This is a genomic window from Nocardia amikacinitolerans, from assembly GCF_900215415.1.
Classification (GTDB): Bacteria; Actinomycetota; Actinomycetes; order Mycobacteriales; family Mycobacteriaceae; genus Nocardia; species Nocardia amikacinitolerans.
In genome coordinates, this window is sequence record NZ_OBEG01000008.1 from 162,081 (window position 1) to 188,956 (window position 26,876).

The 26,876-nt window shown below is 69.8% G+C and carries 27 protein-coding genes; 6 read left to right on the forward strand and 21 right to left on the reverse strand.

Annotation, left to right across the window (positions count from 1 at the left end; translation table 11 throughout):
- The first annotated feature begins 61 nt into the window (after positions 1-61).
- Positions 62-628: a DivIVA domain-containing protein gene (locus CRP45_RS35020; RefSeq protein ID WP_281256227.1), complete on the forward strand. Its 567-nt coding sequence runs from the start codon at positions 62-64 to the stop codon at positions 626-628.
- Between the two features lie 18 nt (positions 629-646).
- On the opposite strand, the gene CRP45_RS30035 is transcribed toward CRP45_RS35020, so the two are convergent.
- From CRP45_RS30035 to CRP45_RS30055, 5 genes are all read right to left on the reverse strand, one after another.
- Positions 647-1,162, reverse strand: a complete 516-nt coding sequence (locus CRP45_RS30035) for a GtrA family protein (RefSeq protein WP_067779849.1) — start codon at positions 1,160-1,162, stop codon at positions 647-649.
- Positions 1,163-1,268: 106 nt separating this feature from the next.
- Positions 1,269-2,354 (reverse strand): Holliday junction branch migration DNA helicase RuvB, encoded by a 1,086-nt coding sequence (gene ruvB, locus CRP45_RS30040; protein ID WP_067779846.1) that lies wholly within the window; start codon positions 2,352-2,354, stop codon positions 1,269-1,271.
- Positions 2,355-2,360: 6 nt separating this feature from the next.
- The gene (gene ruvA / locus CRP45_RS30045) at positions 2,361-2,966 is read right to left on the reverse strand and encodes a Holliday junction branch migration protein RuvA (RefSeq protein WP_097248031.1); all 606 of its coding nucleotides are present in this window, start codon (positions 2,964-2,966) and stop codon (positions 2,361-2,363) included.
- Positions 2,963-3,532 (reverse strand): crossover junction endodeoxyribonuclease RuvC, encoded by a 570-nt coding sequence (ruvC, locus tag CRP45_RS30050; protein WP_097248032.1) that lies wholly within the window; start codon positions 3,530-3,532, stop codon positions 2,963-2,965. Before ruvC ends, ruvA begins: the two co-directional genes overlap by 4 nt.
- An 89-nt stretch (positions 3,533-3,621) precedes the next feature.
- A complete protein-coding gene (locus CRP45_RS30055; protein ID WP_097248033.1) occupies positions 3,622-4,128 on the reverse strand; it encodes an O-acetyl-ADP-ribose deacetylase in 507 nt (168 codons plus the stop codon).
- Between the two features lie 75 nt (positions 4,129-4,203).
- Here CRP45_RS30055 and CRP45_RS30060 point away from each other — a divergent pair, with 75 nt between their 5' ends.
- The 3 genes from CRP45_RS30060 (at position 4,204) to CRP45_RS30070 (ending at position 5,494) form a co-directional block, all read left to right on the forward strand.
- Positions 4,204-4,410 (forward strand): DUF5988 family protein, encoded by a 207-nt coding sequence (locus tag CRP45_RS30060; protein ID WP_067779834.1) that lies wholly within the window; start codon positions 4,204-4,206, stop codon positions 4,408-4,410.
- A gap of 218 nt (positions 4,411-4,628) precedes the next feature.
- On the forward strand, positions 4,629-4,991 hold the full coding sequence (locus tag CRP45_RS30065) for a metalloregulator ArsR/SmtB family transcription factor (RefSeq protein ID WP_097248034.1): 363 nt from the start codon (positions 4,629-4,631) through the stop codon (positions 4,989-4,991).
- Entirely contained in the window at positions 4,988-5,494 is a 507-nt protein-coding gene (locus tag CRP45_RS30070) for an SRPBCC family protein (protein ID WP_067779828.1), read from the forward strand. Before CRP45_RS30065 ends, CRP45_RS30070 begins: the two co-directional genes overlap by 4 nt.
- Positions 5,495-5,549: 55 nt before the next feature.
- Here the strand turns inward: CRP45_RS30070 and CRP45_RS30075 are convergent, their stop codons facing one another.
- The 3 genes from CRP45_RS30075 to pdxT all read right to left on the reverse strand — a co-directional run bounded on the left by CRP45_RS30075 (position 5,550) and on the right by pdxT (position 8,071).
- The gene (locus tag CRP45_RS30075) at positions 5,550-6,302 is read right to left on the reverse strand and encodes a YebC/PmpR family DNA-binding transcriptional regulator (protein WP_067779825.1); all 753 of its coding nucleotides are present in this window, start codon (positions 6,300-6,302) and stop codon (positions 5,550-5,552) included.
- A 144-nt stretch (positions 6,303-6,446) separates the two neighbouring features.
- Positions 6,447-7,280 carry a C1 family peptidase gene (locus CRP45_RS30080; protein ID WP_097248035.1) on the reverse strand — a complete coding sequence of 278 codons (834 nt, stop codon included), beginning with the start codon at positions 7,278-7,280 and terminating at the stop codon, positions 6,447-6,449.
- A gap of 140 nt (positions 7,281-7,420) precedes the next feature.
- Positions 7,421-8,071, reverse strand: coding sequence for a pyridoxal 5'-phosphate synthase glutaminase subunit PdxT (pdxT, locus tag CRP45_RS30085; RefSeq protein WP_097248036.1), 651 nt, complete (start codon positions 8,069-8,071; stop codon positions 7,421-7,423).
- 217 nt (positions 8,072-8,288) lie between these two features.
- Here pdxT and CRP45_RS30090 point away from each other — a divergent pair, with 217 nt between their 5' ends.
- Positions 8,289-9,980 carry an APC family permease gene (locus CRP45_RS30090; protein ID WP_097248131.1) on the forward strand — a complete coding sequence of 564 codons (1,692 nt, stop codon included), beginning with the start codon at positions 8,289-8,291 and terminating at the stop codon, positions 9,978-9,980.
- A gap of 48 nt (positions 9,981-10,028) precedes the next feature.
- On the opposite strand, the gene CRP45_RS30095 is transcribed toward CRP45_RS30090, so the two are convergent.
- A complete protein-coding gene (locus CRP45_RS30095) occupies positions 10,029-10,847 on the reverse strand; it encodes an acyl-CoA thioesterase (protein WP_067779819.1) in 819 nt (272 codons plus the stop codon).
- Between the two features lie 197 nt (positions 10,848-11,044).
- Here CRP45_RS30095 and CRP45_RS30100 point away from each other — a divergent pair, with 197 nt between their 5' ends.
- Positions 11,045-11,653: a nucleoside/nucleotide kinase family protein gene (locus tag CRP45_RS30100; protein ID WP_097248132.1), complete on the forward strand. Its 609-nt coding sequence runs from the start codon at positions 11,045-11,047 to the stop codon at positions 11,651-11,653.
- 239 nt (positions 11,654-11,892) lie between these two features.
- On the opposite strand, the gene CRP45_RS30105 is transcribed toward CRP45_RS30100, so the two are convergent.
- The 12 genes from CRP45_RS30105 to CRP45_RS30160 all read right to left on the reverse strand — a co-directional run bounded on the left by CRP45_RS30105 (position 11,893) and on the right by CRP45_RS30160 (position 26,732).
- Positions 11,893-12,387, reverse strand: a complete 495-nt coding sequence (locus tag CRP45_RS30105; protein ID WP_097248037.1) for a WKL family lipoprotein — start codon at positions 12,385-12,387, stop codon at positions 11,893-11,895.
- A 207-nt stretch (positions 12,388-12,594) separates the two neighbouring features.
- The gene (gene pdxS, locus CRP45_RS30110) at positions 12,595-13,515 is read right to left on the reverse strand and encodes a pyridoxal 5'-phosphate synthase lyase subunit PdxS (RefSeq protein ID WP_067779814.1); all 921 of its coding nucleotides are present in this window, start codon (positions 13,513-13,515) and stop codon (positions 12,595-12,597) included.
- 437 nt (positions 13,516-13,952) lie between these two features.
- On the reverse strand, positions 13,953-14,996 hold the full coding sequence (locus CRP45_RS30115; protein ID WP_097248133.1) for an NUDIX hydrolase: 1,044 nt from the start codon (positions 14,994-14,996) through the stop codon (positions 13,953-13,955).
- Positions 14,996-16,120 carry a glycosyltransferase family 4 protein gene (locus tag CRP45_RS30120; RefSeq protein ID WP_097248038.1) on the reverse strand — a complete coding sequence of 375 codons (1,125 nt, stop codon included), beginning with the start codon at positions 16,118-16,120 and terminating at the stop codon, positions 14,996-14,998. The genes CRP45_RS30115 and CRP45_RS30120 overlap by 1 nt, the downstream gene beginning before the upstream one ends.
- Positions 16,117-17,091 (reverse strand): phosphatidylinositol mannoside acyltransferase, encoded by a 975-nt coding sequence (locus CRP45_RS30125; RefSeq protein WP_097248039.1) that lies wholly within the window; start codon positions 17,089-17,091, stop codon positions 16,117-16,119. Before CRP45_RS30125 ends, CRP45_RS30120 begins: the two co-directional genes overlap by 4 nt.
- A gap of 70 nt (positions 17,092-17,161) precedes the next feature.
- The gene (gene pgsA / locus CRP45_RS30130) at positions 17,162-17,824 is read right to left on the reverse strand and encodes a phosphatidylinositol phosphate synthase (RefSeq protein WP_097248040.1); all 663 of its coding nucleotides are present in this window, start codon (positions 17,822-17,824) and stop codon (positions 17,162-17,164) included.
- A gap of 53 nt (positions 17,825-17,877) precedes the next feature.
- Positions 17,878-18,459 carry an ATP adenylyltransferase gene (locus tag CRP45_RS30135; protein WP_097248041.1) on the reverse strand — a complete coding sequence of 194 codons (582 nt, stop codon included), beginning with the start codon at positions 18,457-18,459 and terminating at the stop codon, positions 17,878-17,880.
- Entirely contained in the window at positions 18,456-20,516 is a 2,061-nt protein-coding gene (gene thrS, locus CRP45_RS30140; RefSeq protein ID WP_097248134.1) for a threonine--tRNA ligase, read from the reverse strand. Before thrS ends, CRP45_RS30135 begins: the two co-directional genes overlap by 4 nt.
- A 312-nt stretch (positions 20,517-20,828) precedes the next feature.
- The gene (locus CRP45_RS30145; RefSeq protein ID WP_169810806.1) at positions 20,829-21,446 is read right to left on the reverse strand and encodes a (2Fe-2S)-binding protein; all 618 of its coding nucleotides are present in this window, start codon (positions 21,444-21,446) and stop codon (positions 20,829-20,831) included.
- The gene (locus CRP45_RS30150; RefSeq protein WP_097248042.1) at positions 21,443-21,874 is read right to left on the reverse strand and encodes a TIGR02611 family protein; all 432 of its coding nucleotides are present in this window, start codon (positions 21,872-21,874) and stop codon (positions 21,443-21,445) included. The genes CRP45_RS30145 and CRP45_RS30150 overlap by 4 nt, the downstream gene beginning before the upstream one ends.
- Positions 21,875-21,986: 112 nt before the next feature.
- Positions 21,987-24,230, reverse strand: a complete 2,244-nt coding sequence (locus CRP45_RS30155) for a SulP family inorganic anion transporter (RefSeq protein ID WP_097248043.1) — start codon at positions 24,228-24,230, stop codon at positions 21,987-21,989.
- 294 nt (positions 24,231-24,524) lie between these two features.
- Positions 24,525-26,732, reverse strand: coding sequence for a SulP family inorganic anion transporter (locus tag CRP45_RS30160; protein ID WP_097248044.1), 2,208 nt, complete (start codon positions 26,730-26,732; stop codon positions 24,525-24,527).
- Positions 26,733-26,876: the final 144 nt, after the last annotated feature.

The following is a 26,876-nucleotide window of genomic DNA, read 5'->3' on the forward strand; positions in this document are numbered from 1 at the left end:
CGCGGTTCGAAATCCCGGCATTCGACCGGAACCGGGCGGCGACCCTGACACAATGTCGCGGATGATGACCCCCGAGGACGTGAGCCGCATCCATTTCGCCGTGCCCGCGTTCGGCCATCGCGGCTATCACGCCGACGAGGTCGACGCCTTCATGGAACTGGTCGCCGCCACCCTCGACGGTCACGGCGCGCTGACCGCCGACGACATCCGCCACGTCGCCTTCGGCGCGCCCCGCTTCGGCGGCCGCGGCTATCAGGCCGATCAGGTGGACGAATTCCTGGACCGGGTGCGCGCGGAACTCGAACACCGGCAGAACGGCACGCGTCCGCTGCCCGCGGGCGGCAACGGTCCCGGCCCCGCTCCCCTGCTCACCCCCGACGACGTGCACCGGATGCGGTTCACCCAGTCCTCCGTCGGCCGCCGCGGCTACCACGAGGAGGAGGTGGACGCCTTCCTCGACCTGGTGGCCGCCAGCCTCGCGCACGGCGGGCCCGGCAGTCTCACGGTCGGCGACGTGCGCGCGGTCCGCTTCACCGAGGCGCGCCTCGGCACCCGCGGATATCAGCGCGACGAGGTGGACGCCTTCCTCGATCTGGTGGTCACCGCGCTGGAGAACGCGCAGCACTGAGGCCGCTCCGAGGCCGAATCAGCCCTGGATGCTGTGCAATTCGGCCTCGCGAAGGTCGTCAGGGAAGACGAAGCGGCGCAGCGCCCAGAACCGGAAGGCCATGGCCAGCAGCACGCCGAGGATCTGGCCGGTGACGAAGTTGGCCACCGCCTGGGTCACCGGTCCGACGTGCGGCACCCGCAGATCGAGCACGTACAGCGAGATCGCCTGCGGGATCATCGTGACGCCGATGCCGAGCGCGCTCACCGCGAAGAACAGCGCGGCCTCGTGGTGGCGCTGACGGCCGCCCCTGGTGCGGAAGGACCACTCCCGGTTCAGGATGTAGGACGCGATGGTGGCGATGAGCACGCCGAGCAGGCGCGCGGTCAGCGGCTTGTCGCCGAGCACCGTCAGTTTGGTGGCGTAGACGACGCCCGTATCGATGAACCAGGTGATGGCGCCTACCGTGGCGAACTTCAGCAGTTCGCGGTGCTCGATCGCCTTGCTGCGATACGGCTCGGGGATGCGATAGAGCACGGAATTGACCACCGTCATGTCCCGACTCTATCGGCGTGTGCTCGAGCGCGCCGCTCGCGCGGACCTGGCATCGGTGGACAGGACGTTCACCTGCTGTCCGGTGTCCGCGCACGCGAAAAACCGGTCAGTCGAACAGGTCCAGGGTGGGGTGCGGTTCGCGGCCGCGCACCTCGATCGAACCGAACACCAGGTCGGGCGGCGGCACCAAGCCGAGATGCTCCCAGGCCGCGGCCGTCGCGACGCGACCGCGCGGTGTCCGCGCCACCATCCCGGCGCGCACCAGGAACGGCTCGCAGACCTCCTCGACCGTGGCCGCCTCCTCCCCCACCGCGACCGCGAGGGTCGAGACGCCCACCGGTCCGCCGTTGAAGCTGCGGACCAGTGCGCCGAGGACGGCGCGGTCCAGCCGGTCGAGGCCGAGCGAGTCCACGTCGTAGACCTCGAGCGCGGCCTTGGCGATGGGACGGGTGATCAGGCCGTCCGCGCGCACTTCGGCGTAGTCGCGGACCCGGCGCAGCAGCCGGTTCGCGATGCGGGGCGTCCCGCGGGAGCGGCCCGCGATCTCCGCCGCCGCGTCGGTCTCGATGCCGACGCCGAGGATGTGCGCCGAGCGCAGCAGGATGCGCAGCAGTTCCTCGGGTTCGTAGAAGTCCATGTGGCCGGTGAAGCCGAAGCGATCGCGCAGCGGGCCGGTCAGCGCTCCGGACCGGGTGGTGGCGCCGACCAGCGTGAAGGGGGCGATGTCGAGCGGGATCGAGGTCGCGCCCGGCCCCTTGCCGACCACCACGTCGACGCGGAAGTCCTCCATGGCCAGGTAGAGCATTTCCTCGGCGGGGCGCGCGATGCGGTGGATCTCGTCGATGAACAGCACGTCGCCCTCGACCAGATTGCTCAGCATGGCGGCCAGGTCACCGGCCCGCTCCAGCGCCGGGCCGGAGGTGATGCGCAACGCGGTGCCCAGTTCGGCGGCGATGATCATCGCCATGCTGGTCTTGCCGAGGCCCGGCGGGCCGGAGAGCAGCACGTGGTCGGGGGTGCCGCCGCGCTGTTTGGCGCCGCGCAGCACCAGGGCGAGCTGTTCGCGGACCCGGGGCTGGCCGATGAAGTCGTCGAGCGACTTCGGACGCAGGCTCGCCTCGATCTCCCCGTCGGACTTCAAATAGCTTGCGCTGACCGGGGATTCGGCCGCATCGGTGTCGTCGTGGTCCATGACGGCCTATCGGTTCTTGCCGAGCAGGGAGAGCGCGGCGCGCAGCGCGATCGAGGTGTCGGCGGCGGGCTGGTCGGCGAGCACGGTGTCCACCGCCTGCTCGGCCTGTTTGGCGGGGAAGCCGAGCCCGGTCAACGCTTCCACGACCTGCTCGCGGACCGGGGTGAGCACCGGAGCGGGCGCGCTGCCGGGCGGGCCCGCCTGCACCGGAACGAGATTCACCTTGTCGCGCAGTTCCACCACCATGCGCTCGGCGCCGCGCTTGCCGATGCCGGGCACCCTGGTCAGCGCGGCGACATTGCTCTCGGCCAGCGCCTTGCGCAGCGCCTCCGGCTCGAGCACCGCGAGCACCGCCATGGCCAGGCGCGGGCCGACACCGGAGACCGTCTGCAGCAGACCGAACAGGTCGCGGGCCTCGGTGTCGGCGAAGCCGTACAGCGTCATCGAGTCCTCGCGGACGATCATCGCCGTGTAGAGGCGGGTTTCCTCGCCGCGCGTCAGGGCGGCCAGCGTCGAGGGGGTCGCGTTGAGCCGGTAGCCGACGCCCGCCGCCTCGACCACCGCGTGGTCGAGCGCGATCTCCAGCACCTCGCCGCGTACCGACGCGATCACCCGCGCACCGCCTTCCGTTGTTCCGCCAGTCGTTCGGTGTAGCGCCGCCGCGCCTCGGCCGCCTTGGCCTCGGCCGCGGCCATCCGCTCCAGCAGCGGCGCCCGCCAACAATGACAGATCGCCAGGGCGAGCGCATCAGCCGCGTCGGCCGGTCTGGGCGCGACCTGCAGGCCGAGGATGCGGGTGACCATCGCGGTCACCTGCGCCTTGTCCGCCGTGCCGTTGCCGGTGACCGCGGCCTTCACCTCGCTCGGGGTGTGAAAGGCCACCGCAATCCCGCGCCGCGCCGCCGCCAGCGCGATGACGCCGCCCGCCTGCGCGGTGCCCATCGCGGTGCGCACGTTGTGCTGGGCGAACACTCGCTCGATCGCGACCGCCTCCGGCCGGTGGGTGTCCATCCAGTGCTCGGCGGCATCGGCGACGCGCATCAACCGCTGCGCCAGTTCCATGTCCGCGGGGGTGCGCACCACATCGACATCGAGCGCGGTGACTTTGCGACCGAGCCCACCCTCCACGATGCTGAGGCCGCACCGGGTGAGCCCGGGGTCGACGCCCATCACCCGCACGAATTCCCCTCTCGCAGACACGAACAACTGTTCGAGAGTCTAACGGAGCGCCGCGGACCGGGTCACCAGCGACACGGTGGATGCCGCCCTCAGGCGTGTTCGGCGAAGGCGGCGTAGGCGCGTTCGTCGAAGAGCACGAAGCGCACGGTCCGCACCGCGGTCTCGGTCGCGCGGACGGTCTCGACCGCGATGCGCGCGCCGTCCTCGATCGGCCAGCCGTAGACGCCCGTGGAGATGGCCGGGAAGGCGACGGTGTGCGCGCCGAGTTCGTCGGCGACCCGGAGGGATTCGCGGTAGCAGGAGGCGAGCAACTCGGAACGGTCCTCGGTGGCCGACCAGACCGGGCCGACGGTGTGCACCACCCAGCGCGCCGGCAGCCTGCCCGCCGTGGTTGCCACCGCCTTTCCGGTGGGCAGACCCTTGCCGTAGCGGGAAGCGCGCAGGTCACGACACTCGGACAGGATCTCGGGACCGCCTTTGCGATGGATGGCGCCGTCGACTCCCCCGCCGCCGAGCAACGAGGAGTTGGCCGCGTTCACCACCGCGTCGACCGCCTGCTCGGTGATGTCGCCGCGCACGAACTCGATTCGGACCATGCCGGGAATTCTTCCGCGCCCGACGGTCCGGTGAAAATACCGAGGCAGCGGCGTCGCCGGAACTACCATCGGACAATGAGCAACGGTGCGAAAGCCATCCTCGAAGGCGGGCCCGCGGACTTGCCGGAGCGGGTCGTTCCGATCACCCCTCCGGGAATCGAGCTCAAAATCCCCTTCAAGGGCGGTTACGAACATTTCAAGGTCACCCAGCGGCAGGCCGACACCGAGTCGGGTCGCCTGACCGTCTACGAGTGGTGTGACCGCACGAAGGTCGCCGAATAACGAAGCGGCCTCTCGCGTGAGCGACCCGCCGAGCGGTCGCCCACGGATACCTTCCGGGCGCATTCGGTAGGCGCCCGCCATCCCGGCGGCTGGCGAATCGCCGTGCTGCCGTTCCCCTTCCCCGTGTACCGACGGCCGCCGACCCACCGGTCGGCGCCCGTCCCGACCCGTGTGCGAATCCATGGACAAATGCGTAACCAAGTGGTTACGCTTTACCCGTGGACGAGGTGGCCGCGGCGATCGCCGATCCGGTGCGCAGGGAAATCCTGGAGATGCTGCACAGCGCCAGGCTGACCGCGGGCGAGATCGCCGAGCGGTTCGAGATCAGCAGGCCCGCGGTAAGCAGACACCTGCGGGTGCTGCGCGAGAGCGGGCTGGTGCGCGACGAACCGGTCGGCCGACAGCGCTTCTACGCGCTGAACGCCGAACCGCTCGCGGAACTGGCCGGGTGGATCGCGCGCTTCGAGCAGCCCGCGGGCTGGGCGCAGCGCCTCGACGCACTGGAAACCGAGATCTACCGCACCCGCCGGGAGCGCAGGCAGGCTCCCGAAGATCGCACGACGAGGGAGAACACGGCATGACCAAGCAACCCACCGGACGCCTGCTGCCCGCCGACCGAGGGCGCGATCTCGTCCTGACCAGGACCTACCGCGCCCCGATCGCGGACGTGTGGGCGAGCCTCACCGAATCGGACCGCACCGCGCGCTGGTTCGGCCCGTGGAAGGGCGAGGCGGGACCGGGCCGCACCGTGCAGGTGCAGATGGTCCACGAAGACGAGCAACCGTGGATGGAGATGACCATCGACGCCTGCGAACCGCCGCACCGGCTGGCGGTCTCCGCGATCGACGAGTACGGATCCTGGATCCTCGACGTGCGGCTGACCGAGACCGACGGCGTCACCGAACTGCGTTTCACCCACCACCTGCGCACCGACGACGAGGTCGCGCAGGCGCCGCAGGTCGGGCCGGGCTGGGAGTACTACCTGGACCTGTTCGGCACCGCGCGGGAGGGGGCCGAACCGCCGAACTTCGACGACTACTACCCGCCGATGGCCGACTACTACCGCGCGCAACTCGGCGCCTGACCCCGGAAACGACGGCGAGCCCCGGACCGGGTCCGGGGCTCGCCGTGTGGCCGGCTCAGTCTTCCAGCTGCGCGAGGACCTCGTCGGAGATGTCCACGTTGGTGTAGACGTTCTGCACGTCGTCGCTGTCCTCTAGCGCGTCGACCAGCTTGAACACCTTGCGCGCCGCTTCGGCGTCGACCGCGACCGACACCGACGGCTGGAAGCCGGATTCGGCGGAGTCGTAGTCGATTCCGGCCGCCTGCAGCGCCTTGCGCACGTCGATCAGATCGCTCGGATCACTGATGATCTCGAAGGACTCGCCGAGGTCGTTGACCTCCTCGGCGCCCGCGTCCAGCACGGCCATCAGCACGTCGTCCTCGGACAGCCCGTTCTTCTCCAGGGTGACGATGCCCTTGCGATGGAACAGGTAGGACACCGAGCCCGGGTCGGCCATGTTGCCGCCGTTGCGGGTCATCGCGACGCGCACCTCGCCGGCGGCGCGGTTGCGGTTGTCGGTGAGGCACTCGATGAGCACCGCGACGCCGTTGGGGCCGTAGCCCTCGTACATGATGGTCTGCCAGTCGGCGCCGCCCGCCTCTTCACCACCACCGCGCTTGCGGGCGCGCTCGATGTTGTCGTTGGGGACCGACGACTTCTTGGCCTTCTGGATGGCGTCGTACAGCGTCGGGTTGCCATCCGGATCACCGCCACCCGTGCGGGCCGCCACCTCGATGTTCTTGATCAGCTTCGCGAAGAGCTTGCCCCGCTTGGCGTCGATCGCGGCCTTCTTGTGCTTGGTGGTGGCCCATTTGGAGTGGCCGCTCATTCCCTACTTCCTTCAGGTCGGTTGCACTGGGAGTGACCGCCGGGGACGGCGGCGCCCCGGGGGAGGGATCGAGCCGCGTGCCAACCGAGCGGACAACTCCTCCAGCCTAATGGACGCCGTCGAGACGGCATCCTCCCCAGCCCCTCAGAGCGAGACCACGTAGGCCTCCGGGAAGAACGCGCCCCTGATGTACTTCGGCGACGCGTACGCGAAGCCCTTGTCGCCCCACGCGGTGCCCCAGCTGTTGCGGACGATGAAGTGCCCGCTCGGCAGGTAGCCCACGATGGCGACGGCGTGCCCGCCACGTTCGGTGCCGGCCGCGAAGTCCTCCAGGAAACCCCCGTTGGCGGTGGCGTTGTCCCAGGTGTCGTCCACCATGAACCCCGCGAGGATCGGGCGGCCGTCGGCCAGCACGGTCTTCCACTGGTTGAGGTTCTTGCCGACGTTGAAGTACGAGGCGATGCGCAGGGTGGCCGCGTGCGCCCAGAAGGTGTTCTCCTGGCCGCGGTACATCTTGGTCTGGATGTGGAACGGCAGCAACGATTCCTCGACGACGCCGTACTTCTTGCAGACCTCGACGGCCGACTTGAGCTCGGTGCCCGCGCCCTCGATGAAGGTCTCCGGCCGCTGGAAGAACGCGTCGGTCTCCTTGGAGGCCATCCATACGAACCGCGGTGAGACGCGGCGGTCGCTGTTCAGTTTGCTCGCGGTCACCAGGTGGTAGCGCATCAGTCCGTCGCCGGTCGCCCAGCCGACGCAGGACCCGGTGTCCTCCTGGTCGCCGATGGTCCACCAGTCGCGGCGCAGGTCCACCGAGTTGGGCAGTGCCGTGACGGCGCCGAGCGCGCCGACGGACAGTGCGTCGGTGAACGTCCAATCCCGCTCGGTGTCGCGGGAGGGGACCAGATTGCAGATCCGTGCCTCGGCGGGCACCGGCTCTTCGTTGTTCGCACGGGGTGCGGAGATGACTTCGGTCATTGTCGTGCTTCGTTCGTCCGGTGGTGTCGCCACCACGCCCGGGTCGGTCGGGATCGCCCGGATGGCAGCGATGATCCACCGCGCGGCGCGGCGAAACGCGAGTACTCGATTACCCGTTTCACCAGCGGGTTCGGCGCGAACTACGCAGCGAGGACCAGATCGACGAACATGCGGTGCACCCGCAGGTCGCCCGTCACCTCGGGGTGGAAGGAGGTGGCGAGCACCTTGCCCTGGCGCACCGCGACGACGCGGCCCGCGAACGGACCGGAGGGCACCGTGGCGAGCACCTCGACCTCCGCGCCCACCCGCTCGACCCACGGCGCGCGGATGAAGACCGCGCGCACGGGGCCGTCGGTCAGACCCGCGAAATCCAGATCGGTCTCGAAGGAGTCGACCTGGCGTCCGAAGGCGTTGCGGCGCACCGTCATATCGATGCCCGACAGATGCTTGGCGTCCGGCCGGGTGTCGAGCACCTCGGAGGCGAGCAGGATCATGCCCGCGCAGGAACCGAAGGCGGGCATGCCGTCGCGCAGCCGCGCGCGCAGCGGTTCGAGCAGCTCGAACGCCTCCAGCAGCTTGCTGATCGCGGTCGACTCGCCACCGGGCAGCACCAGCCCGTCCACGGCGGCCAGCTCCGACGCCCGCCGCACCAGCACCGGCTCCGCGCCGCACTTCTCCAGCGCCGCGATGTGTTCGCGCACATCGCCTTGCAAAGCCAGCACACCGATGGTGGGCCGGGACGGCGTCTGCCGCGCCTCGGCGGCGGGTGCGGCGACCGATGATGCGTTCACCCCGCCGAGCTTATTAGTCCCAGCGCTGTGTGCCCGCTCACGGTCGCCGTCAAGGTTGCGTCAACGGCGGCCTCGGCGGACGGGAACCAGGGTGACACTCACGGATGTGACTGCTGTAGTGCCGCACTCCCCCGCCACACCGCGCGGACGGACGAATGTCCTGCCCCGCCGTGGGTTGACGGTGCCGACCGGACTGGCCGGCCTCTCCCTCGACGCCATGGCCTCGGTCTCCTACGGTCCGGAGGCGATCGTGCTGGTGCTGGCCGCCGCGGGAGCCGCCGGGCTCGGCGCGACGCTGCCTGTGACACTGGCGATCGTCGCCCTGCTCGCGGTGCTGATCGCGTCCTACCGCCAGGTGATCGCGGCCTTCCCCGACGGTGGCGGCGCCTACGCGGTGGCCAAACGGCATCTCGGGCACCGCACCAGCCTGGTCGCGGCCGCCTCGCTGATCGTGGACTACGTGCTCAACGTCGCGGTCTCGATCGCCGCCGGCGTCGCCGCGCTGACCTCGGCGTTCCCCGGGCTGTACGGCTACCGGGTGTGGATCTGTCTCGCGGTGCTGGTGGGCATCACGGCACTGAACCTGCGCGGCATCACCGAGAGCGCCCGAGCGTTCATGCTGCCGACCGTCGTGTTCGTCGGCGGTATCGGTGCGGTGATCGTGGGCGGCCTGCTGCGCGGCGAACCGGCCTCGATGGTCGTGGGCGACCCGGCGGCCACCGACTTGCACACCCTCGGAATCCTGTTGCTGCTCAAGGCGTTCTCCAGCGGATGCGCGGCGCTGACCGGCGTCGAGGCGATCGCGAACGCGGTGCCCAGTTTCGCCGAGCCAAGGGTGCGGCGGGCGCAGCGGGCGGAAGTGGCGCTCGGCGTGCTGCTCGGCACGATGTTGATCGGACTCGCGGTGCTGATCGAGAAGTTCTCGTTGCGCCCTGTCGAGGGCGTCACGGTGCTCTCGCAGCTCACCGAGGCCGCGCTCGGCCACGGATTCGGTTACTACGTCGTGCAATTCGCGACGGTGGTGTTGCTCGCCCTGGCCGCCAACACCTCCTACGGCGGGCTGCCGACGCTGACCAGGATTCTGGCCGACGACAACTGCCTGCCGCACCGATTCGCCGTCAGCTCGCCGCGTCAGGTCTACCGGTACGGCGTGCTGACCCTCGGCGTGAGCGCTGCCGCGCTGCTGATCGGCGCGGGCGGCACGATGAACGCCCTGGTGCCGTTGTTCGCCATCGGCGTGTTCGTCGGGTTCACCATCGCCCAGGTCGGCATGGTCAGGCACTGGTGGCTGACCAGGGGCGCGGGATGGCGAATGCGGCTCGCGCTCAACGGGTTCGGCGCGCTGCTCACCACCGCGGCCGCGCTGATCACCACCGCAATGAAGTTCACCGAGGGCGCGTGGCTGATCGTGCTGGTGCTGCCCACGCTGGTGTTCGCGATGCAGCGGGTCCGCGCGACCTACCGCCGGATCGGCCACTGCCGCGCCGCGGGCGCGATCCCGGCCCAGCCGCGGGCGAGCGGCACGGTCGTCGTGGTGCCGATCTCCGAGGTGTCCGAGCTGAGCAGGGAGGCGCTGTCGGCGGCGCTGTCCATGGGCTCCGACGTCGTCGCCGTGCACGTCTGCCTGCCCGGCGAATCGGTGCGGGCGTTCACCAAGGCGTGGGAGGCGTGGCATCCCGAGGTGCGCCTGGTGCTGCTGGAGGACAGCGACGCGACCGTCGGCGGGCCGGTCGCCCGCTATCTGCGGGAGAACTTCGCCGGGCGGCGCAAGGTCGTGGTCGTCGCCGAGGTGGATCCGCCCGGTGGCTGGGACCGGGTGCTGCCCAGCCACCGCAGCGACGAGCTCGAGCGCGAGCTGCGCCGGATGACCGACACCGTGGTCTGCCACCTGCGCGTCCAGGTCGCGTGAGCCGTCGTGGTGGCGGAAGTCGGCCGCACTTCCCCACCGCGACCGCGCTCAGTCGCGCAGCGTGCGGATCAGCCCCTCCTGGACAACCGCGGCGACGAGCTTGCCCTCGCGGTTGAAGATCTTGCCGCCGGTGAGCGCGCGGCCGAAACCGGCCGACGGCGAGGACTGGTCGTAGAGCAGCCAGTCGTCGGCGCGGAACGGGCGCAGGAACCACATCGCGTGGTCGAGCGACGCGTCCTGGGTCTTCTCGTCGGGGTGGGTGACCTTGGAGGAGCCGAGCAGCGTCATGTCGCTCATGTAGGCCAGCGTGCACACGTGGAACAGCGGGTCGTCGGGCAGCGGGTGCCGGTAGCGGAACCACACCTGCTGCTGGGAGACCACGCCGTCGCGGCGCGACACCGACTCCTGCGGCACGGTGCGGATATCCCAGTGCTCCCATTCGCGCATCGCCCACAGCCGTTCCGGGCTCATCGAGGTCTGCGCGTCCGGCAGGTCCTCCGGCGCCGCCACCTCGGGCATCACGTCCTGATGCTCCGGGCCCGCGTCGCCGACGTGGAACGAAGCCGACATGGTGAAGATCGCCGCGCCGTCCTGCACGCCGGTGACCCGGCGGGTGCAGAAGGAGCGGCCGTCGCGAATCCGCTCCACCAGGTACACGGTCGGCTCCTGCGGGTTACCCGGCCGCAGGAAGTATCCGTGCAGCGAGTGCACCTGGAAATGCGGCTCCACCGTGCGCACCGCCGACACCAGCGCCTGCCCGGCGACCTGACCGCCGAAGGTGCGAGCCAGCTGGGTCTTCGTGGACGCGCCACGGAAGATGTCCCGCTCCAGGCGTTCGATCTCCAATGCCTCTTCGATTGTCGCCATGCGCTGAGGTTAACCAACGGCGTCCGATTCGCCCCGTTCGGCCACCGGTCGAGGAGATCGACCGGATGCCAGGCGGTTGCCGGATGTCGCGCTGGTCACAGCACGAGGGCAACGGAATTCGCCGTGTCCGGGCCTGCCACACCGGTCTCTCCGGGCCGCGGGACGGTATCCGCGTGCGCGTCTGCTGTGATGGAACGGTGCCGCAGTTCGTGCCGATCACCCAGGACGGCCTAGCCGATCTGCTCGTCGACCGACTCCGCGCGCTGCCGGGCCGCCGGGTGATCGCCATCGACGCGTCCGACGCCGCGGAGCCCGTCGCGTTCGCCCGGCGCGCCGCCGAAAGACTGCGCGGGACAGGACGTTCCGCCGATGTCGTCGCACTGCACGACTACGTCCGCCCCGCCTCGCTCCGCATGGGATTCGGTCGAGAGGACGAATTCTCCTACCGCACAGCGTGGTTCGACTACGACGCGGTCCGCCGCGAGGTGATCGACGCGCTGCGCGAACACGGCCGCTGGCTGCCCGCGCTGTGGGACGAAACCGCCGACCGCTCGGCTCGCGCGGCCGTTCGTCCGGCTCCCGCCGATCTGGTGCTGTTCCTCGCCGGTCCCATGCTCCTCGGCCGCGACCTCGCCGTCGACCTCTCGGTGCGCTTGGCGCTCAGCGAGGCCGCGCTACGCCGCCGGACGCCGCCGGAGGAGCACTGGACCATCCCCGCGCTGCTGTCCTACGACCGCGAGAACCCGGAACCGCCAACGTTTTCGGCGCGCTGGGACCACCCCGACCGCCCAGCGCTGAGCACCTGAAGCCCGCTGCGGCACTCGTATCCCGGTGTGCAACACGGCGAACGCTCGCCGCGCGGGACCGGAAAGCACGACACCCGGCCGCGATGCGCGACCGGGTGTCGTTGGCGGAGTAGCGATTCGGCGGTGTTCGACGAGTGGCACACACAGCGGTAGCGGAGCTTCCGCCACCCCCGACGTTGTGTGCCACTCGCCCGCCGAGGCGTGTGCGGCACGATCCGCGCTCCAGCGGATCAGCGCTGTCAGGCGCAGGCGGGTGACTGCTGACCGAGGTTGGTCAGCATTCCGCAGGCCCACGCCTTCTGGACCTTCCAGGTGCCGTTCTCGGCGACGAACGGCACGTCCGCGATGTTCTCCTGGTTGTTGAGCACGATCTTGGCCTTGGCGTTGACGGTGTCGCCGAAGGCGGTCACCTCGGTCACCACGATGCTCGCGCCGGTCTGCTGGTAAGCCTGCGCGAGCCTGCCGGGAAGCTCGGGATCGGCCTCGGCGCCCTGGATCATCGCCAGCTTCTCCTGGTTCGGCACCGCCGGGTCGAGCGCGCGCTGCAGCTGCGCGTTCAACTGCTCCACGGTCGGCACCGGCGGGACGTCCGCCGCGGTGGCCTTGGCGCTCGTGGTGGCGCGGGTCGGCGTGGCCTCGGTGCTCTTGTCCTCGCCACCGCACGCCGTCAGGCTCAGCGCGGCCGCGACGGCCAGGCCCGCGATCGCGATTCTTCCGGTCTTCCGAAGCTTCAAGCTCTTGGTCCTTTGCGTTCGAATCGGTCGGCATCACCGGCGACCCGTGCTGCTCGCCGTAGATCGAAACTTAATCGCCTGCTCTGAGGGAACTCTGAGATCGCGGTATGGCGGTTCGAAGAGTCGAGAGCGCGAAACGCGAAACGCCCGGCCCCTGGACGTTGCTCAGGGACCGGGCGTCACGAAACGCGAGTGCGGAGTCGCGACTCACCAGCCGCGTTCGGCGAGCCGGTGCGGCTGCGCGATCTCCTCGACGTTGATGCCGACCATGGCCTCGCCGAGACCGCGGGAGACCTTGGCCAGCACGTCCGGGTCGTCGTAGAAGGTGGTGGCCTTGACGATGGCGGCGGCGCGCTGCGCCGGGTTGCCGGACTTGAAGATGCCCGAGCCGACGAACACGCCCTCGGCGCCGAGCTGCATCATCATCGCGGCGTCGGCCGGGGTGGCGATGCCACCGGCGGTGAAAAGCACGACCGGCAGCTTGCCGGTCTCGGCGACCTCGCGGACCAGCTCGTACGGCGCCTGCAGCTCCTTGGCCGCGACATAGAGCTCGTCGGCGGGCAGCGCGGCGAGCTTGCGGATCTCCTGGCGGATCTGGCGCATGTGGGTGGTCGCGTTGGACACGTCACCGGTGCCCGCCTCGCCCTTGGACCGGATCATGGCCGCGCCCTCGGTGATGCGGCGCAGCGCCTCGCCGAGGTTGGTGGCGCCACAGACGAAGGGGACGGTGAAGTTCCACTTGTCGATGTGGTTGGTGTAGTCGGCGGGGGTGAGGACCTCGGACTCGTCGATGTAGTCGACGCCGAGGCTCTGCAGGATCTGCGCCTCCACGAAGTGGCCGATGCGGGCCTTCGCCATGACCGGGATGGAGACGGCGCCGATGATGCCCTCGATCATGTCCGGGTCGCTCATCCGGGACACGCCGCCCTGGGCGCGGATGTCGGCGGGCACGCGCTCGAGCGCCATGACCGCGACCGCGCCCGCGTCCTCGGCGATCTTGGCCTGCTCGGGGGTGACGACGTCCATGATCACCCCGCCCTTGAGCATCTCGGCCATGCCGCGCTTGACGCGGGCGGTGCCGACGGTGTTGGTGGTCTCGGGCGTGGTCACGGCAAACTCCTGGGTCATGTGCGCCTATCCGGTCGCGCGGAACGAAACGACCTAATTCTAGGCGTGCCGAGAAAGCCACTTGATAGCCAGTTGAGGGCCACTGGACTGGTACCGACGCCGACTCGGGGACCAGCTCCGCGCGACGTGACACGCGCCACCCCCCGCCGAATCGACTCCGGGTCGTCAGCGACCTTTCGCGATCGTGCCCGCGCGGAGTCCGCCGGGCCGACTCGGCTCAGATCGGATTCACGACCAGCAGGTGCGCCCAGTACTCGGCGGCCGTCGGGCCCACGATCGGCAACAGGAAATCGAACAGCAGATACGACATGAATTACCTACCTCCAACACCAGACAAGGACCGCCCCGCATCATCGAGGAGCACCGAATCCGGATACCCGCTGGGACGCGATCCAGTCACGAAGCTATCACGATCGTGAACCAGATCACAGGCGCGCTCAGCGGATGGAGCGAACCTCGGGGTCGTCCGAGCCCGCCGCGATCTCGGCGGCCTCGGGGAGCAGTTCGTCCAGGTGATAGGGGTAGACGGTCTCGCCGGAGCGGTCCAGGGTCGCGATGTCGGCGGGCGCGCACCACTGGTGCCCGGTGATGGATCGGCGCTCGATCACGGTCAGGTTGCCCGGTTCGGGCGTGAAGGCGGGCACCCGCAGCACGAAGAACAGCTCCTCGGCGCGGATCAGCTGCCCGTCGAACGGGAACACCGCCACGCGCCGCCAGATCGGGCCGCGCAGACTCTCGGGATCGGCGCGGTGCCCGGTCTCCTCCCACAGTTCGCGCACGGCGGCCGCGCGCAGCGACTCCCCCGGCTCCACACCGCCGCCGATCGTGAACCAGAACGAGACGGCCGGGGTCTTCGGGTCGTTGCCGCGCATCAGCAGCACCCGGTCCTGCTCGTCGAGCAGGACGACGCGCGCCGAGGTGCGGATCGTGTCCACCGCCAGACCGGTCGAGGCGGCGGGCGTCGCGCGCTCGGTGATCTCGAAATAGGTGGGCAGCGGCGCGGTGCCGCCCAAGTGCAGCAGCCGGACCGGGCGCCGGGTGCGCAGCGCGAGCGTGTCGCGGACCGCGTCGTTGTGGAAGCGCCGGGCGATCAACACCCTGGCCTCGGCGTCGGCGAGCTCGGCGACCAGCTGGGGGCGCAGCTGGGCGATGTCGACGGCCGAGAGCGCCGAGGAGAGCTGGTTCTCCACCGTCTCGCGCTCCGCGCGGCTGGCGCGTTCGGCGCGATCGGCCAGGGTGGACAGGCGTTTGGCCTGGTCGGTCAGCGCCGGGTCGGAGACCGGACCTGCGATCGCCATCGCCACCGCGCGGGCCACCACCGCCCGCCTGGCCAGCGCGGAGTCCAGCGCCTGCCAGGACTGGTCGGAGCGCACGTGCAGCCGGTCGAGCCGATTCGCCGTGGAGTAGGCCCACAGACCGATCGCGACGACGACCGCCGCGATCAGCGCGAGAACGAGAACCGTTGTGGCCGAGAAGGTGATCATCCGGCGGCCCGCACCCTGGTGTCGCCGATGGTGACGGTCTCGTAGACCCGCAGGATCTGCTCGGCGACCACCGGCCAGTCGTATTCGCCGACCACCTGATTGGCGGTGTGCACCAACGATTCCCTGCGCACCTCGTCGGTCAGCACGGTGTCCAGCGCGGCCGCCAGCCGAGCCGAATCCCCGACCGGGACCAACATGCCCGCGGTGCCGTCGCGCAGCACCCTGCGGAACGCGTCGAGTTCGCTGGCCACCACCGCGGTGCCCGCGGCCATGGCCTCGATCAGGATGATGCCGAAGCTCTCACCGCCGAGGTTCGGCGCCACGTAGACGTCGGCGCTGCGCATGGCCGAGGCCTTCTCCTCGTCGGAGACCTGGCCGAGGAAGCGCAGGTGTCCGGCGTTCGGCCCTGCCTCGCGGCGCAGCCGCTCCTCGTCGCCGCGGCCGACGATCAGGATCTGCACGTCGGGGTGGCGGCGTACCAGTTCCGGCAGCGCGCCGAGCAGCACCTCCATGCCCTTGCGCGGTTCGTCGTAGCGTCCGAGGAACAGCACCGTGCCACCCGCGCGCGGATAGCCAGGCAGCATCGGAGCGCGCGCGAACGCGGCCACGTCGACGCCGTTGGGAATCTCCACCGCGTCGGAGCCGAGCGCCTCCACCTGCCAGCGCCTGGCCAGCTCCGAGACCGCGATCCGGCCGCTGATCTTCTCGTGGTAGGGCCGGAGCACACCCTGAAAAGTGCTGAGCACCAAAGACTTCGTGGTCGAGGTGTGGAACGTCGCGACGATCGGGCCCTCGGCGATCTTGAGCGCGAGCATGGACAGGCTCGGCGCGTTGGGCTCGTGGATGTGCAGCACGTCGAAATCGTTGCCGTCGATCCAGCGGCGAATCCTGGTGTAGGCCATGGGCCCGAACGAGAGCCGGGCCACCGAGCCGTTGTAGGGAATCGCCACCGCGCGTCCGGCGGAGACGACGAACTCCGGCAGCGGGGTGCCCTCCGAGGCGGGCGCGAGCACGCTCACGCGGTGCCCGCGTTCGATGAGGACGCGCGCGAGCTCCACCACGTGCGCCTGCACACCGCCGGGGACGTCGAACGAATAGGGGCAGACCATGCCGATCTTCACGGCGCCTCGTCTCCTCCGCCCTGCGCTTTTCCACCCTGCGCCGCGAGTCCGCCCTGCGCGGCGGCGATCCTGGCCCTGCGTTCCTCGGACAGGTCGCTCTCCCACAGCGGTTGCAGCATGTGCCAATCGGCGGGGTGTTCGGCGATATTGGCGGCGAAACGGTCCGCAAGCAGCTGCGTCGCCGCGGCGACGCCACCCGAGACGTCCAGCCGCTCTTCGCATTTCAGGCCCCAGGCTTCCTCGCCGTCGCCGTCCACGGTGAACCAGCAGTGCACCGGTATGAGCGCGGCGCCGGTCTCGATGGCCAGCTTGGCCGCGCCCGCGGGCATCCAGGTGCGCTCACCGAAGAAGGTGACCGGCACCCCGCGACCGGTGAGATCGCGCTCGCCCATCAGGCAGACGATCTTGTTCTGGCGCAGGCGTTCGGCCAGCAGGGCGAACGGCGGCTGCTCGCCCCCGGTCAGCGGGAACACCTCGAAACCGAGGCTTTCCCGGTAGGCGACGAAGCGCTCGAACAGCGACTCCGGCTTCAGGCGCTCGGCGATCGTGGTGAGACCGCCGTAGTTCTGGACACACCACAACCCGGCCATGTCCCAGTTCCCCGAATGCGGCAGCACCAAGAGCGCGCCACGCCCCTCGGCCAGCGCCGCGTCCAGGTGCACCAATCCGCCGACCGGCAGCCGCGACGATTTGCCCAGCGCGACGTGGTCCATCGTCGGCAGCCGGAAAGCCTCGCGCCAGTACCGCGCGTAGGAGCGCATGCTCGCGCGGATCAGGTCGTCTGGCACCTGCTCGGGCGGCACGCCTAGCACGCGGGCCAGGTTGCGCCGCAACTGAATCGGGCCGCCGTTGCGCGCTGCCTTTTCCCCGCCCCAGTCGAACACCCGCCGGGCCGCGCCTTCCGGAAGCGCCCTGACCAGTCGCCAGCCCGCCGCGTAACCGGCGTCGCTCAACCGTTCCCCGATATTCACCGTTCCCCCGATCCCACAGCACCGACGATACGACCGAAAACCCGGACCGGTGCGCGGAGTCTCGGTGCGCTCACCGCGCCTCCTGCGGCGCGGCGGGCGGGATGACCTCGCGCGCACCGGGCGAATTGCGCACCGCGAGCACGCGCTGGAACACCGTCACGATGCTGAGCACCGCGAGGATCCACATGGCGACGTGCACCGCCCAGGTCAGCCACTCGATGCCCCAGTGGCCGCCGAGACCGGTGAAGCCCGCGCCGACGAGCACGATGATCAGCCGGTCCGGCCGCTCGATGATGCCGCCGTCGGCGGACAGGCCGCTCGCCTCGGCGCGCGCCTTGGCGTAGGAGATGACCTGCGAGGTCACCAGCACGACCAGCGTCGCGAAGAACAGCCATTTGTTGTTCTCGTGGTACACCGCCCACCAGGCCAGACCGCCGAAGATCGCGCCGTCGGCGACCCGATCGCAGGTGGCGTCGAGCACCGCACCGTATTTCGTGCCGCCCCCGCGCGCCCGCGCCATGGCGCCGTCGAGCATGTCGAACATGACGAACAACCAGATCACCATGGTTCCCCAGAACAGGTGACCGGTCGGGAAGAGTGTGACCGCGGCAGCGATCGAGGCCGTCGTGCCGATCAGGGTGACGGCATCCGGGGTCAGGCCGGTGCGCACCAGCGCCTTGCCCAGCGGAGCGGTGGCCTTGGCGAACGTCTCACGGCCGAAGAAACTCAGCACCGGCTACACCCGCACCCGGTCGGCTCCGACGGACGACGCACCGCGGTGCTCGATCACTCCGTCTCCTTCCACGCTTCGGCGAGCAGGGCTCTCGTCTCGCGCAGCAACTGCGGCATCACCTTGACACCGCCGACCACGGTGATGAAGTTCGCGTCGCCGCCCCAGCGCGGCACGATGTGCTGGTGCAGGTGGTCGGCCAGCGAGCCGCCCGCGACCCCGCCGAGATTGAGCCCGACGTTGAAGCCGTGCGGGCGCGAGACGTTCTTCATCACCCGGATGGCGCGCTGGGTGAACGCCATCAGCTCGGCGCTCTCCGCGTCGGTGAGGTCCTCCAGGTTGGCCACCCTGCGGTAGGGCACCACCATCATGTGGCCAGGGTTGTACGGGTACAGGTTCAGCACCGCGTACACCAGCTCACCGCGGGCGATGATCAGACCGTCCTCGTCGGACATCTTGGGGATGTCGGTGAACGGGTGACCGGTGGCATCCGTCGGCCGCGAGCCAGCGGCCTCGGTGATGTAGGACATCCGGTACGGCGTCCAGATGCGTTGCAGCCGATCGGGATCGCCGGCACCGATGTCCACGATGTTCCCCTGCTCCGTGTCGTCCAGGTCGGCGAGCCCGTCCGCGGTCATGCCCCACCTGCCGCGACGATCTCGAACCCCTCGGCGGTCGGCGAGGCGTTCTCGCGGCGCGCGATCCACGCGACGATCGTGGCCACCGCGTCGGCGACGGGCACCCCGTTGACCTGGGTGCCGTCCCGGAAGCGGAAGCTCACCGCGCCCGCGTTCACGTCGCGCTCACCGGCGAGCAGCATGAACGGCACCTTCTGCGCGGTGTTGTTGAAGATCTTCTTCTGCATCCGGTCGTCGCTGCGGTCGACCTGGGCGCGGATGCCCTCGTCGTGCAGCAGCTCGATCACCCGATCCAGATGCGGCGCAAAGGCTTCCGCGACCGGGATGCCGACCACCTGCACCGGCGAGAGCCAGGCGGGGAAGGCGCCCGCGTAGTGCTCGGTCAGCACGCCGAAGAAGCGCTCGATGGAGCCGAACAGCGCGCGGTGGATCATCACGGGGCGCTGCTTGGTGCCGTCGGAGGCGGTGTATTCGAGGTTGAAGCGCTCGGGCAGGTTGAAGTCGAGCTGGATGGTCGACATCTGCCAGGTGCGGCCGAGCGCGTCCTTGGCCTGCACCGAGATCTTCGGACCGTAGAACGCGGCGCCGCCCGGATCGGGAACCAGCTCCAGGCCGGAGGCCTCGCCGACCTTGGACAGGGTCTCGGTGGCCTCCTCCCAGATCTCGTCGGAGCCGACGAACTTCTCCGGGTCCTTGGTGGACAGCTCCAGGTAGAAGTCGTCAAGGCCGTAGTCCTTGAGCAGATCGAGCACGAAGCGCAGCGTGTCGGTCAGCTCCGAGTGCATCTGCTCCTTGGTGCAGTAGATGTGCGCGTCGTCCTGGGTCATGCCGCGCACCCGGGTCAGGCCGTGCACCACGCCGGACTTCTCGTAGCGGTATACCGAGCCGAACTCGAAGAGCCGCAGCGGCAGTTCCCGATACGACCGGCCGCGGGACCGGAAGATCAGGTTGTGCATCGGGCAGTTCATCGGCTTGACGTAGTAGTCCTGGCCGGGCTTGCGGACGGTGCCGTCCTCGTTGAGCTCCGCGTCCAGGTGCATGGCCGGGAACATGCCGTCCTTGTACCAGTCCAGGTGGCCGGAGACCTCGAACAGATGCCCCTTGGTGATGTGCGGGGTGTTCACGAACTCGTAGCCCGCGGCCACGTGGCGGCGGCGCGAGTACTCCTCGAGCTCCTTGCGGATGATGCCGCCCTTGGGGTGGAACACCGGAAGGCCGGAGCCGAGCTCGTCGGGGAAGCTGAACAGGTCGAGCTCGAGCCCGAGCCTGCGGTGGTCGCGGCGCTCGGCCTCGGCGAGCAGGTGCAGGTGCTCGTCCATGGCCTCCTGGGATTCCCAGGCGGTGCCGTAGATGCGCTGCAGGTCCTCGCGGTTCTGGTCGCCGCGCCAGTATGCGGCCGAGCTGCGGGTCAGCTTGAAGGCCGGGATGAACTTGGTGGTCGGGATGTGCGGGCCGCGGCACAGGTCGCCCCAGACCTTCTCGCCGGTGCGCGGATCCAGGTTGTCGTAGATGGTCAGCTCTTTGCCGCCGACCTCCATGACCTCCGGGTCGTCGATGCCGGACTTGTCGCTGATCAGCTCGAGCTTGAACGGCTCCTTGGCCAGCTCGACGCGGGCCTCGTCGATCTCCACGACGCGACGCGAAAAACGCTGGGCGCCTTTGACGATCTTCTTCATCCGGGATTCCAGCTTGGCCAGATCCTCGGGGGTGAAGGGCCGGTCGACGCGGAAGTCGTAGTAGAAGCCGTCCTTGATGGGCGGGCCGATGCCCAGCTTCGCCTCGGGGAACTCCTGCTGCACGGCCTGAGCGAGCACGTGCGCGGCCGAGTGCCTGATCACGCTGCGCCCGTCCTCGGTGTTGGCGGCGACCGCCTCCACCTCGACGTCGGTGTCCGGGGTCCAGGACAGGTCCTTGAGCGCGCCCTCGGCGTCGCGCACCACGACGATGGTGTCGGGTCCCTTGGTCGGCAGACCCGCCTCGCGCACCGCGGCGCCCGCCGTAGTCCCGGCCGGCACCCGGACGAGGGTGGCTGGGCTGATCGGGGCTGAGGTCGTCACGGCGGCGCTCTCCTTGGCGTTCTCGTGGGCGGGCCTGTTCCCGCGCGTCGGCGCCGGACGGCAATCGCCCGGCGCGACCAATGCTAGCTGTCCCGCCGTCCCGCGATTCGCGCCGGTCGCGAGCGCCTCGAGCGTGGCGTCACGAGCCGAGTGTCGGGTCCCCGGCCGGGTTCTCGGCGTATCCGGCGCGTGGTCGGTGTGCGCGCGAAACCCGCTGTCGCGGTGGGGTAGCTGGTTGTCGGCGTGTCGGCACCCATCTTGCAGGACATCCGGCCGGGCGCAACTCGAATACCGCCGCCGCGAGCGGGCGGATCAGGCCCCCGAGGCGAGCTTCGCCAGCAGCGCCTCGCGGTCGGCGGCGGGGCGCTTGGGGCAGCTCGTGCACATCTCGCAGCCGGGGATCTCGAAGACGAGGCAGCAGGAGATGCGCCGGACGAAGGTGCGGCCGCCGATCTCCACGAAACGCGGCACCGGCAGCTTCCCGCCCACCTGGGCCGCCAGTTCGGCGCCCGCCGCGCCGTTGCCCGCGTCGAGGGCGCGGTTGCCCATCGCGTCGGCGGCGATCGCCCACAGCGATGGCACGCCCGCGCCGGAGACCGCGGCGACGGCCGGGATCACCACGGCGAGGGTTTCCCGCAGCACGGCAGCGGACCGCGCCGCGTCGGGAGCGTCGCAGGCCGCGATGCGGACGCGTTCGACGCCGCCGTCGGGCCGGATCTCGCAGTCGATGCGGTCCAGCGCCGGTTCGGGCGGCAGCTGGCCGGTCGCCGCCGCGCGCGCCAACGGCTCCACGAGCGCGGAGGCGACCATGCACCACCACAGCGTGCCCGCGATGCGGGTCGAGGAGGTGCCCCAGGACCGGCCCATCTCGGTGATCCGTGCCGTCAGCCACTCCGGTCGCGTGAGCGTCGCGCCGGGGACCGTGCTCACCACTTCAGAGGACTGCGCAACCATTCCGATTCGACTCCGATCCAGCCGCCGACCAATTCGTATGTGCCGAGCACCCAGAGCGTCGCGACCACCAGGAACGCGGTGGCGGCCGCCGCGGTCACCCGCATGGCCATGCCACGCGAGGAGTACCAGGCCATGCCCTGCCGGTACCTGTCTCGCAGCCAGGTCAGCGCTCGGCGCGCCCAGGCGAATTCGGTCGCGAGAATGCCGAGTCCGGCGAACACGATCGCCCAGCCCGGACCGGGATACGGAATCGCCAGGATGCCGAGGGTCAGCACCAGCAGGCCGATCACCGCGACGCCGATGCGGTAGGCGAGGTTCAGCGTAGGGCGGGTGGCCACGCCGGTGCGGAAGGCGCGCCATCCGGTCGGCTCGTCGGTCGGTCTCTGGTCCAGCTCGGCACTCACACCAGCCAGCGTACGAGAAGCCGGAGAGTGGAGATCTCGCTCCGACCCCGGCGAACACAGAGAAGACCCGCGGGCACCGGCTCGGCGCCCGCGGGTCGTCCCCGTTTGTCGATCAGACCAGTTCGGGCACGGGGCGCTCGTCCACGTCGTCGATGTGGGCGAGACCGTCGATCGTCACCTCGACGACCCGCGCGCTACCGATGTCGAAGAACAGGCCCGACACCCGCACGCCCCGCTCGGCCACGGCTCGGCGCACCGCCGGGTGGCGGTGCAGCGTCTCCAGCTGCAGCGCGACGTTCACCATGCTCAGCTGGTCCACCTCGCCGTAGCCCGCGGCGCGCGCGGCCTCGGCGACCGGATGGCCCGCGCGGAACCGGTCCAGGCTCGGGTGCGCGTGCGCCAGCCACGGCCCGATGCCGGGACCGGCGTCGGCGCCCGAGTACAGCGCCTTCATGGCGCCGCAGGACGAGTGGCCGCAGACGACCACCGAGCGCACGTTCAGCTCCTCGAGCGCGAACACCAGCGCCGCCTCCACCGAGGCGTCGCCCGTCTCCGGCACCAGGTTGCCGACGTTGCGGACGGTGAACAGGTCGCCGGGGCCGCTGTTGGTGATGACGTTGGGCACGATGCGCGAGTCCGAGCAGGTCAGGAAGAAGGAGTGCGGGTCCTGCTGGTGGGCGAGCCCGTCCAGGTGCGGCCGCACCACGTGCGCGTGGCTGCGGTGGAAGGCCGCGACGCCCGCCGCGAGCGGATTGGGGTGCTTGTCCTCGTGGCGCCACGGCCCGAGGATCTCGTCCCACACCGCGCGACCGAAACCGCGCGCGGGCGGCCCGGTCAGCGCGTCGGCCATCCGAGCCGTGCCGATCTCCACGAACTCGACGCTGCCGCCGCCGTGTTCCTGCTGGCGCACCCACTCCTCGATGGCCTCGAAGGCGGCGTGGTCGAGGAAGTCGACGGTCATCTCGACCGTCACGTCGGCGCCCGCGGGCACCTTCGCCAGTTCGGCCGACAGCTTCGGCAGGGCGAGGAAGGTGCAGGAACCGTCGATGGTGACCATCCAACGCTGCGACTGCGGGATCGGCTTGGCGGTGATCGCGACCTTGACCACACGCCACAGCAGCAGACCGAAGGCCAGCAGGAGACCGATCAGCACGCCCTCGAGCAGGTTCAGGAAGACCACGCCGAGGATCGTCGCCGAGTAGACGAGCAGATCGCCGGTGCGGCGGGCCAGCTTGATGTGGGCCAGCTTGACCAGCTGGATGCCGATGACGATCAGCAGACCGGCCAGCGCGGCCTTCGGGATCTGCTGCACGACGGCGGTCAGCGCCACCGAGAAAAGCAGGACCCAGACGCCGTGCATGATCGCCGAGGCGCGGCTGCGCGCGCCCGCCTGGACGTTGGTGGCGCTGCGCACGATCACGCCGGTGACCGGCAGGCCGCCGAGCAGGCCCGACAGCACGTTGGCCGAACCCTGGCCGATCAGCTCGCGGTCGAAATTGGTGCGGCGGCCGTTGTGCATCTTGTCGACGGCGACGGCCGAGAGCAGGCTCTCCACGCTGGCGATCAGCGCGATGGTGAGCACCATGAGCGCGACGGCCGACCAGCCGCCGTCCGGAATCTCCGGCAGCCCGATGGCGTCGAACAGCGAACCCTCCAGCACGATGCGCTCGACCTCGGTCGGCAGCACCATCGACAGCACCGTGCCGACGAACACCGCGACCAGCGGGCCAGGCACGACCCGGATCTTCTCCGGCGCGTACTTCCAGCCGAGCATCACCGCGATCACCACGGCGCCGACCAGCGCGTCACCGCCGTGCAGCGACATCAGCTGGCCGGGCAGTTCGGTGATGTTGTTCCAGGCCGAGCTGTGCGACGACCCGCCGAGCAGCACGTGCACCTGCTGCAACGCGATGGTGACACCGATGCCGGCGAGCATCGCGTGCACCACGACGGGCGCGACGGCCAGGGCGGCTCGCGCGATGCGGCTGAGGCCGAAGATGATCTGCAGGACACCGGCGGCCACCACGATGAAGCCGGTGACCTTCCAGCCGAACTTGTCGATGGATTCCGCGACGACGACGGTCAGGCCCGCGGCCGGGCCGCTCACCTGCAGAACCGAGCCGCCGAGGGTGCCCGCGACGATGCCGCCGATCACGGCGGCGATGAGGCCGGCGAGGACGGGCGCGCCGGAGGCGAGGGCGATGCCGAGCGAAAGCGGCAGCGCGACAAGAAAGACCACGATCGATGCGGGCAGATCGTGGCGCAAGACGGATGTCAGACGATCGGACAGATTGCCAGGCCCTCGGCCCGGCACAGGTGGGGACAGCGGTGGAGCCAGATCGCTCTCGACAGCCATGACTTCTCCTTCGCCGACTCGACGCCGCGGCGTCGAGGTCGGTTGACGATCAACATGTCCAGCAGGGCAATGGACCGCGAACCGGCATCTCGCGGTGAAGCAGTTCCCGACACGGCGCTGGGCCGAGATGTAAACCCGTTCAAGGGTATTGGTAAAGACTTAGCAAAGCCTGAGAACTGCGGTAGAAGTGTCGATTCCCATATCGAATTTTCGGTGTGAAATCGTTCACACCGTGGTCGAAATACGCCGTCCGGCAACCCCTTCCGTTCGCGACCGCATCCCTGCACGGCGAGCTCAGACCGGCTCGGCCGTGACATTGCTGTCCACATCGTCGAACTCCGCGATCCCGTCCACCCGCACCTCGATGACCCGCGCGGTCGCGATGTCGAAGAACAGGCCAGACACCGCAACCCCGCGTTCCTCGATCCCGCGGCGCACGGCGGGATAGGCGTACAGCGTCTCCAGCTGCACCGCCACGTTGACCATGCCCAGCTGGTCCACCTCGCCGAACCCGGCGCGCGCCGCGGCCTCGGCGACCGGATGCCCCAGCCGGAACCGCTCCAGCGCGGGCCTGGCGTTGGCCAGCCAGTCCCCCAGCCCAGGACCGGCCTGCACCTCCCGGTACAGCGCCTCCATCGCGCCGCATCCGGAATGCCCGCACACCACCACCGCGCGCACGTCCAGCTGCTCCAGCGCGTAGACCAGCGCCGCCTCGACCGAGACGTCGCTGCCGCCGACCGGCACCAGATTGCCGACGTTGCGGACAGTGAACAGGTCGCCGGGGCCGCTGTTGGTGATGACGTTGGGCACGATCCTGGCGTCCGCGCAGGTCAGGAAGAACGAGTCCGCGTCGTGGTGGTTGCGCAGACCGTCCAGGTGCGGGCGCATGAGGTGGGCGTGGCCGCGGTGGTAGGCGGCGATGCCCGCGGCGATCCGGTCCACCCGGTTGCCGGTGCGCCGCCACGGGCCGATCACCTCGTCGAGCACCTTGCGCGAATGTCCGCGCTCGGGCGGGCCGTGCACGACGGCCGCCATGCGCGCGGCGCCGATCTCGGCGAAATCGACTGGAGCGCCGGAATCTTCGCGCTGCTGAGCCCAGTCGGTGATCAGCTCGTAGGAGGCGTGGTCGAGGAAGTCGACCGTCATCTCCACCGTCACCGGGACGCCGGGCGGCACCTTGGCCAGTTCCGCGGTGAGCTTCGGCAGCGCGAGGAAAGTGCAGGTGCCGTCGATGGTCACCACCCAGCGCCGCGCGCCCGCCACGGGCTCGGCAAGGATCATCACCCGGACCACCCGCCACAGCAACAGCGCCACCGACAGCGCGAGCCCGATCGCCATGCCCTGCAAAAGATTCAGGAAGACGACGCCGAGCACGGTCGCGAGATAGACGGCGAGGTCGCCGTTGCGCCTGGCGAGCCGGATGTGCGCCAGCTTGACCAGCTGCACGCCGATCAGGATGAGCAGCCCGGCCAGCGCGGCCTTCGGTATCTGCTGGACGAGACCGGCCAGCGCCACGGCGAAGACCAGCACCCAAAGTCCGTGCAGGACAGTGGCGGCCCTGGTCTGCGCGCCCGCGTTGGCGTTGGTGATGCTGCGCACGATCACCCCCGCGACGGGCAGTCCGCCGAGCATGCCGGAGGTCATGTTGGCCGCGCCTTGGCCGATCAGCTCACGATCGAGGTTGGTTCGGTGGCCGGGCCGCGCCTTGTCGACAGCCACCGCCGAAAGCAGCGTCTCCACGCTGGCGATGAGCGCGATGGTGATCATCGCGACGCCCACCGCGAACCAGCCGCCCACGGGGATCACCGGCAGGCCGATCGCGTCGAACAGCGAGCCGCTCAACACGATTCGATCCACGTCACCCGGAAGGAACAGCGACAGCAACGTCGCCACCACCACCGCCACCAATGGACCAGGCACCGTGCGCAGCTGGCGCGGCAGGAAGCGCCAAGCGATCAGGATCGCGATGACCACAAGGCCGACGCAGAAGTCCGCGTGATGCAACGACACGAGCTGCTGCGGTAGCTGGATCAGGCTCTGGAACGGTGAACTCAGCGACGCGCCGCCGAGCAGCACGTGCACCTGTTGCAGCGCGATGATCACGCCGATGCCCGCCAGCATCCCGTGCACCACCACCGGCGCGATCGCCAGCGCGCCCCGCGCGATTCGACTGAGCCCGAACAGGATCTGCAATACGCCGGCCCCGATGGTGATGAAACACGTTGCCGCCCAGCCGAAATGGTGCACGCTCTCGGCCACCACCACGGTCAGGCTCGCCGTCGGCCCGCTGACCTGGACGGCCGAGCCGCCGAGCAGTCCGGCCACCACGCCGCCGACGACCGCGGCGATCAGGCCCGCCGCGACGGGCGCGCCGGAGGCGACCGCGATACCTAGCGAAAGGGGTAGGGCGACAAGGAAAACCACGACGGAGGCCGGGACATCGTGATGCAGGATCCTGGCGAGCTGCGACGTCCGTGGTGCGGGATCGGTGTCGGTCGACATAGTTCTCCTTCGCCGTCTCGGCGGCAGCCGATTCGGTTCATCGGGGCAACATGCACTGGCATCGAAAGCGCGAAAGCTTGGTGGAGCGTGTGTTGTTCCAGCGGTGGTGCGTACGTTCCAGACACTTCGGTGAAACGGTGACCC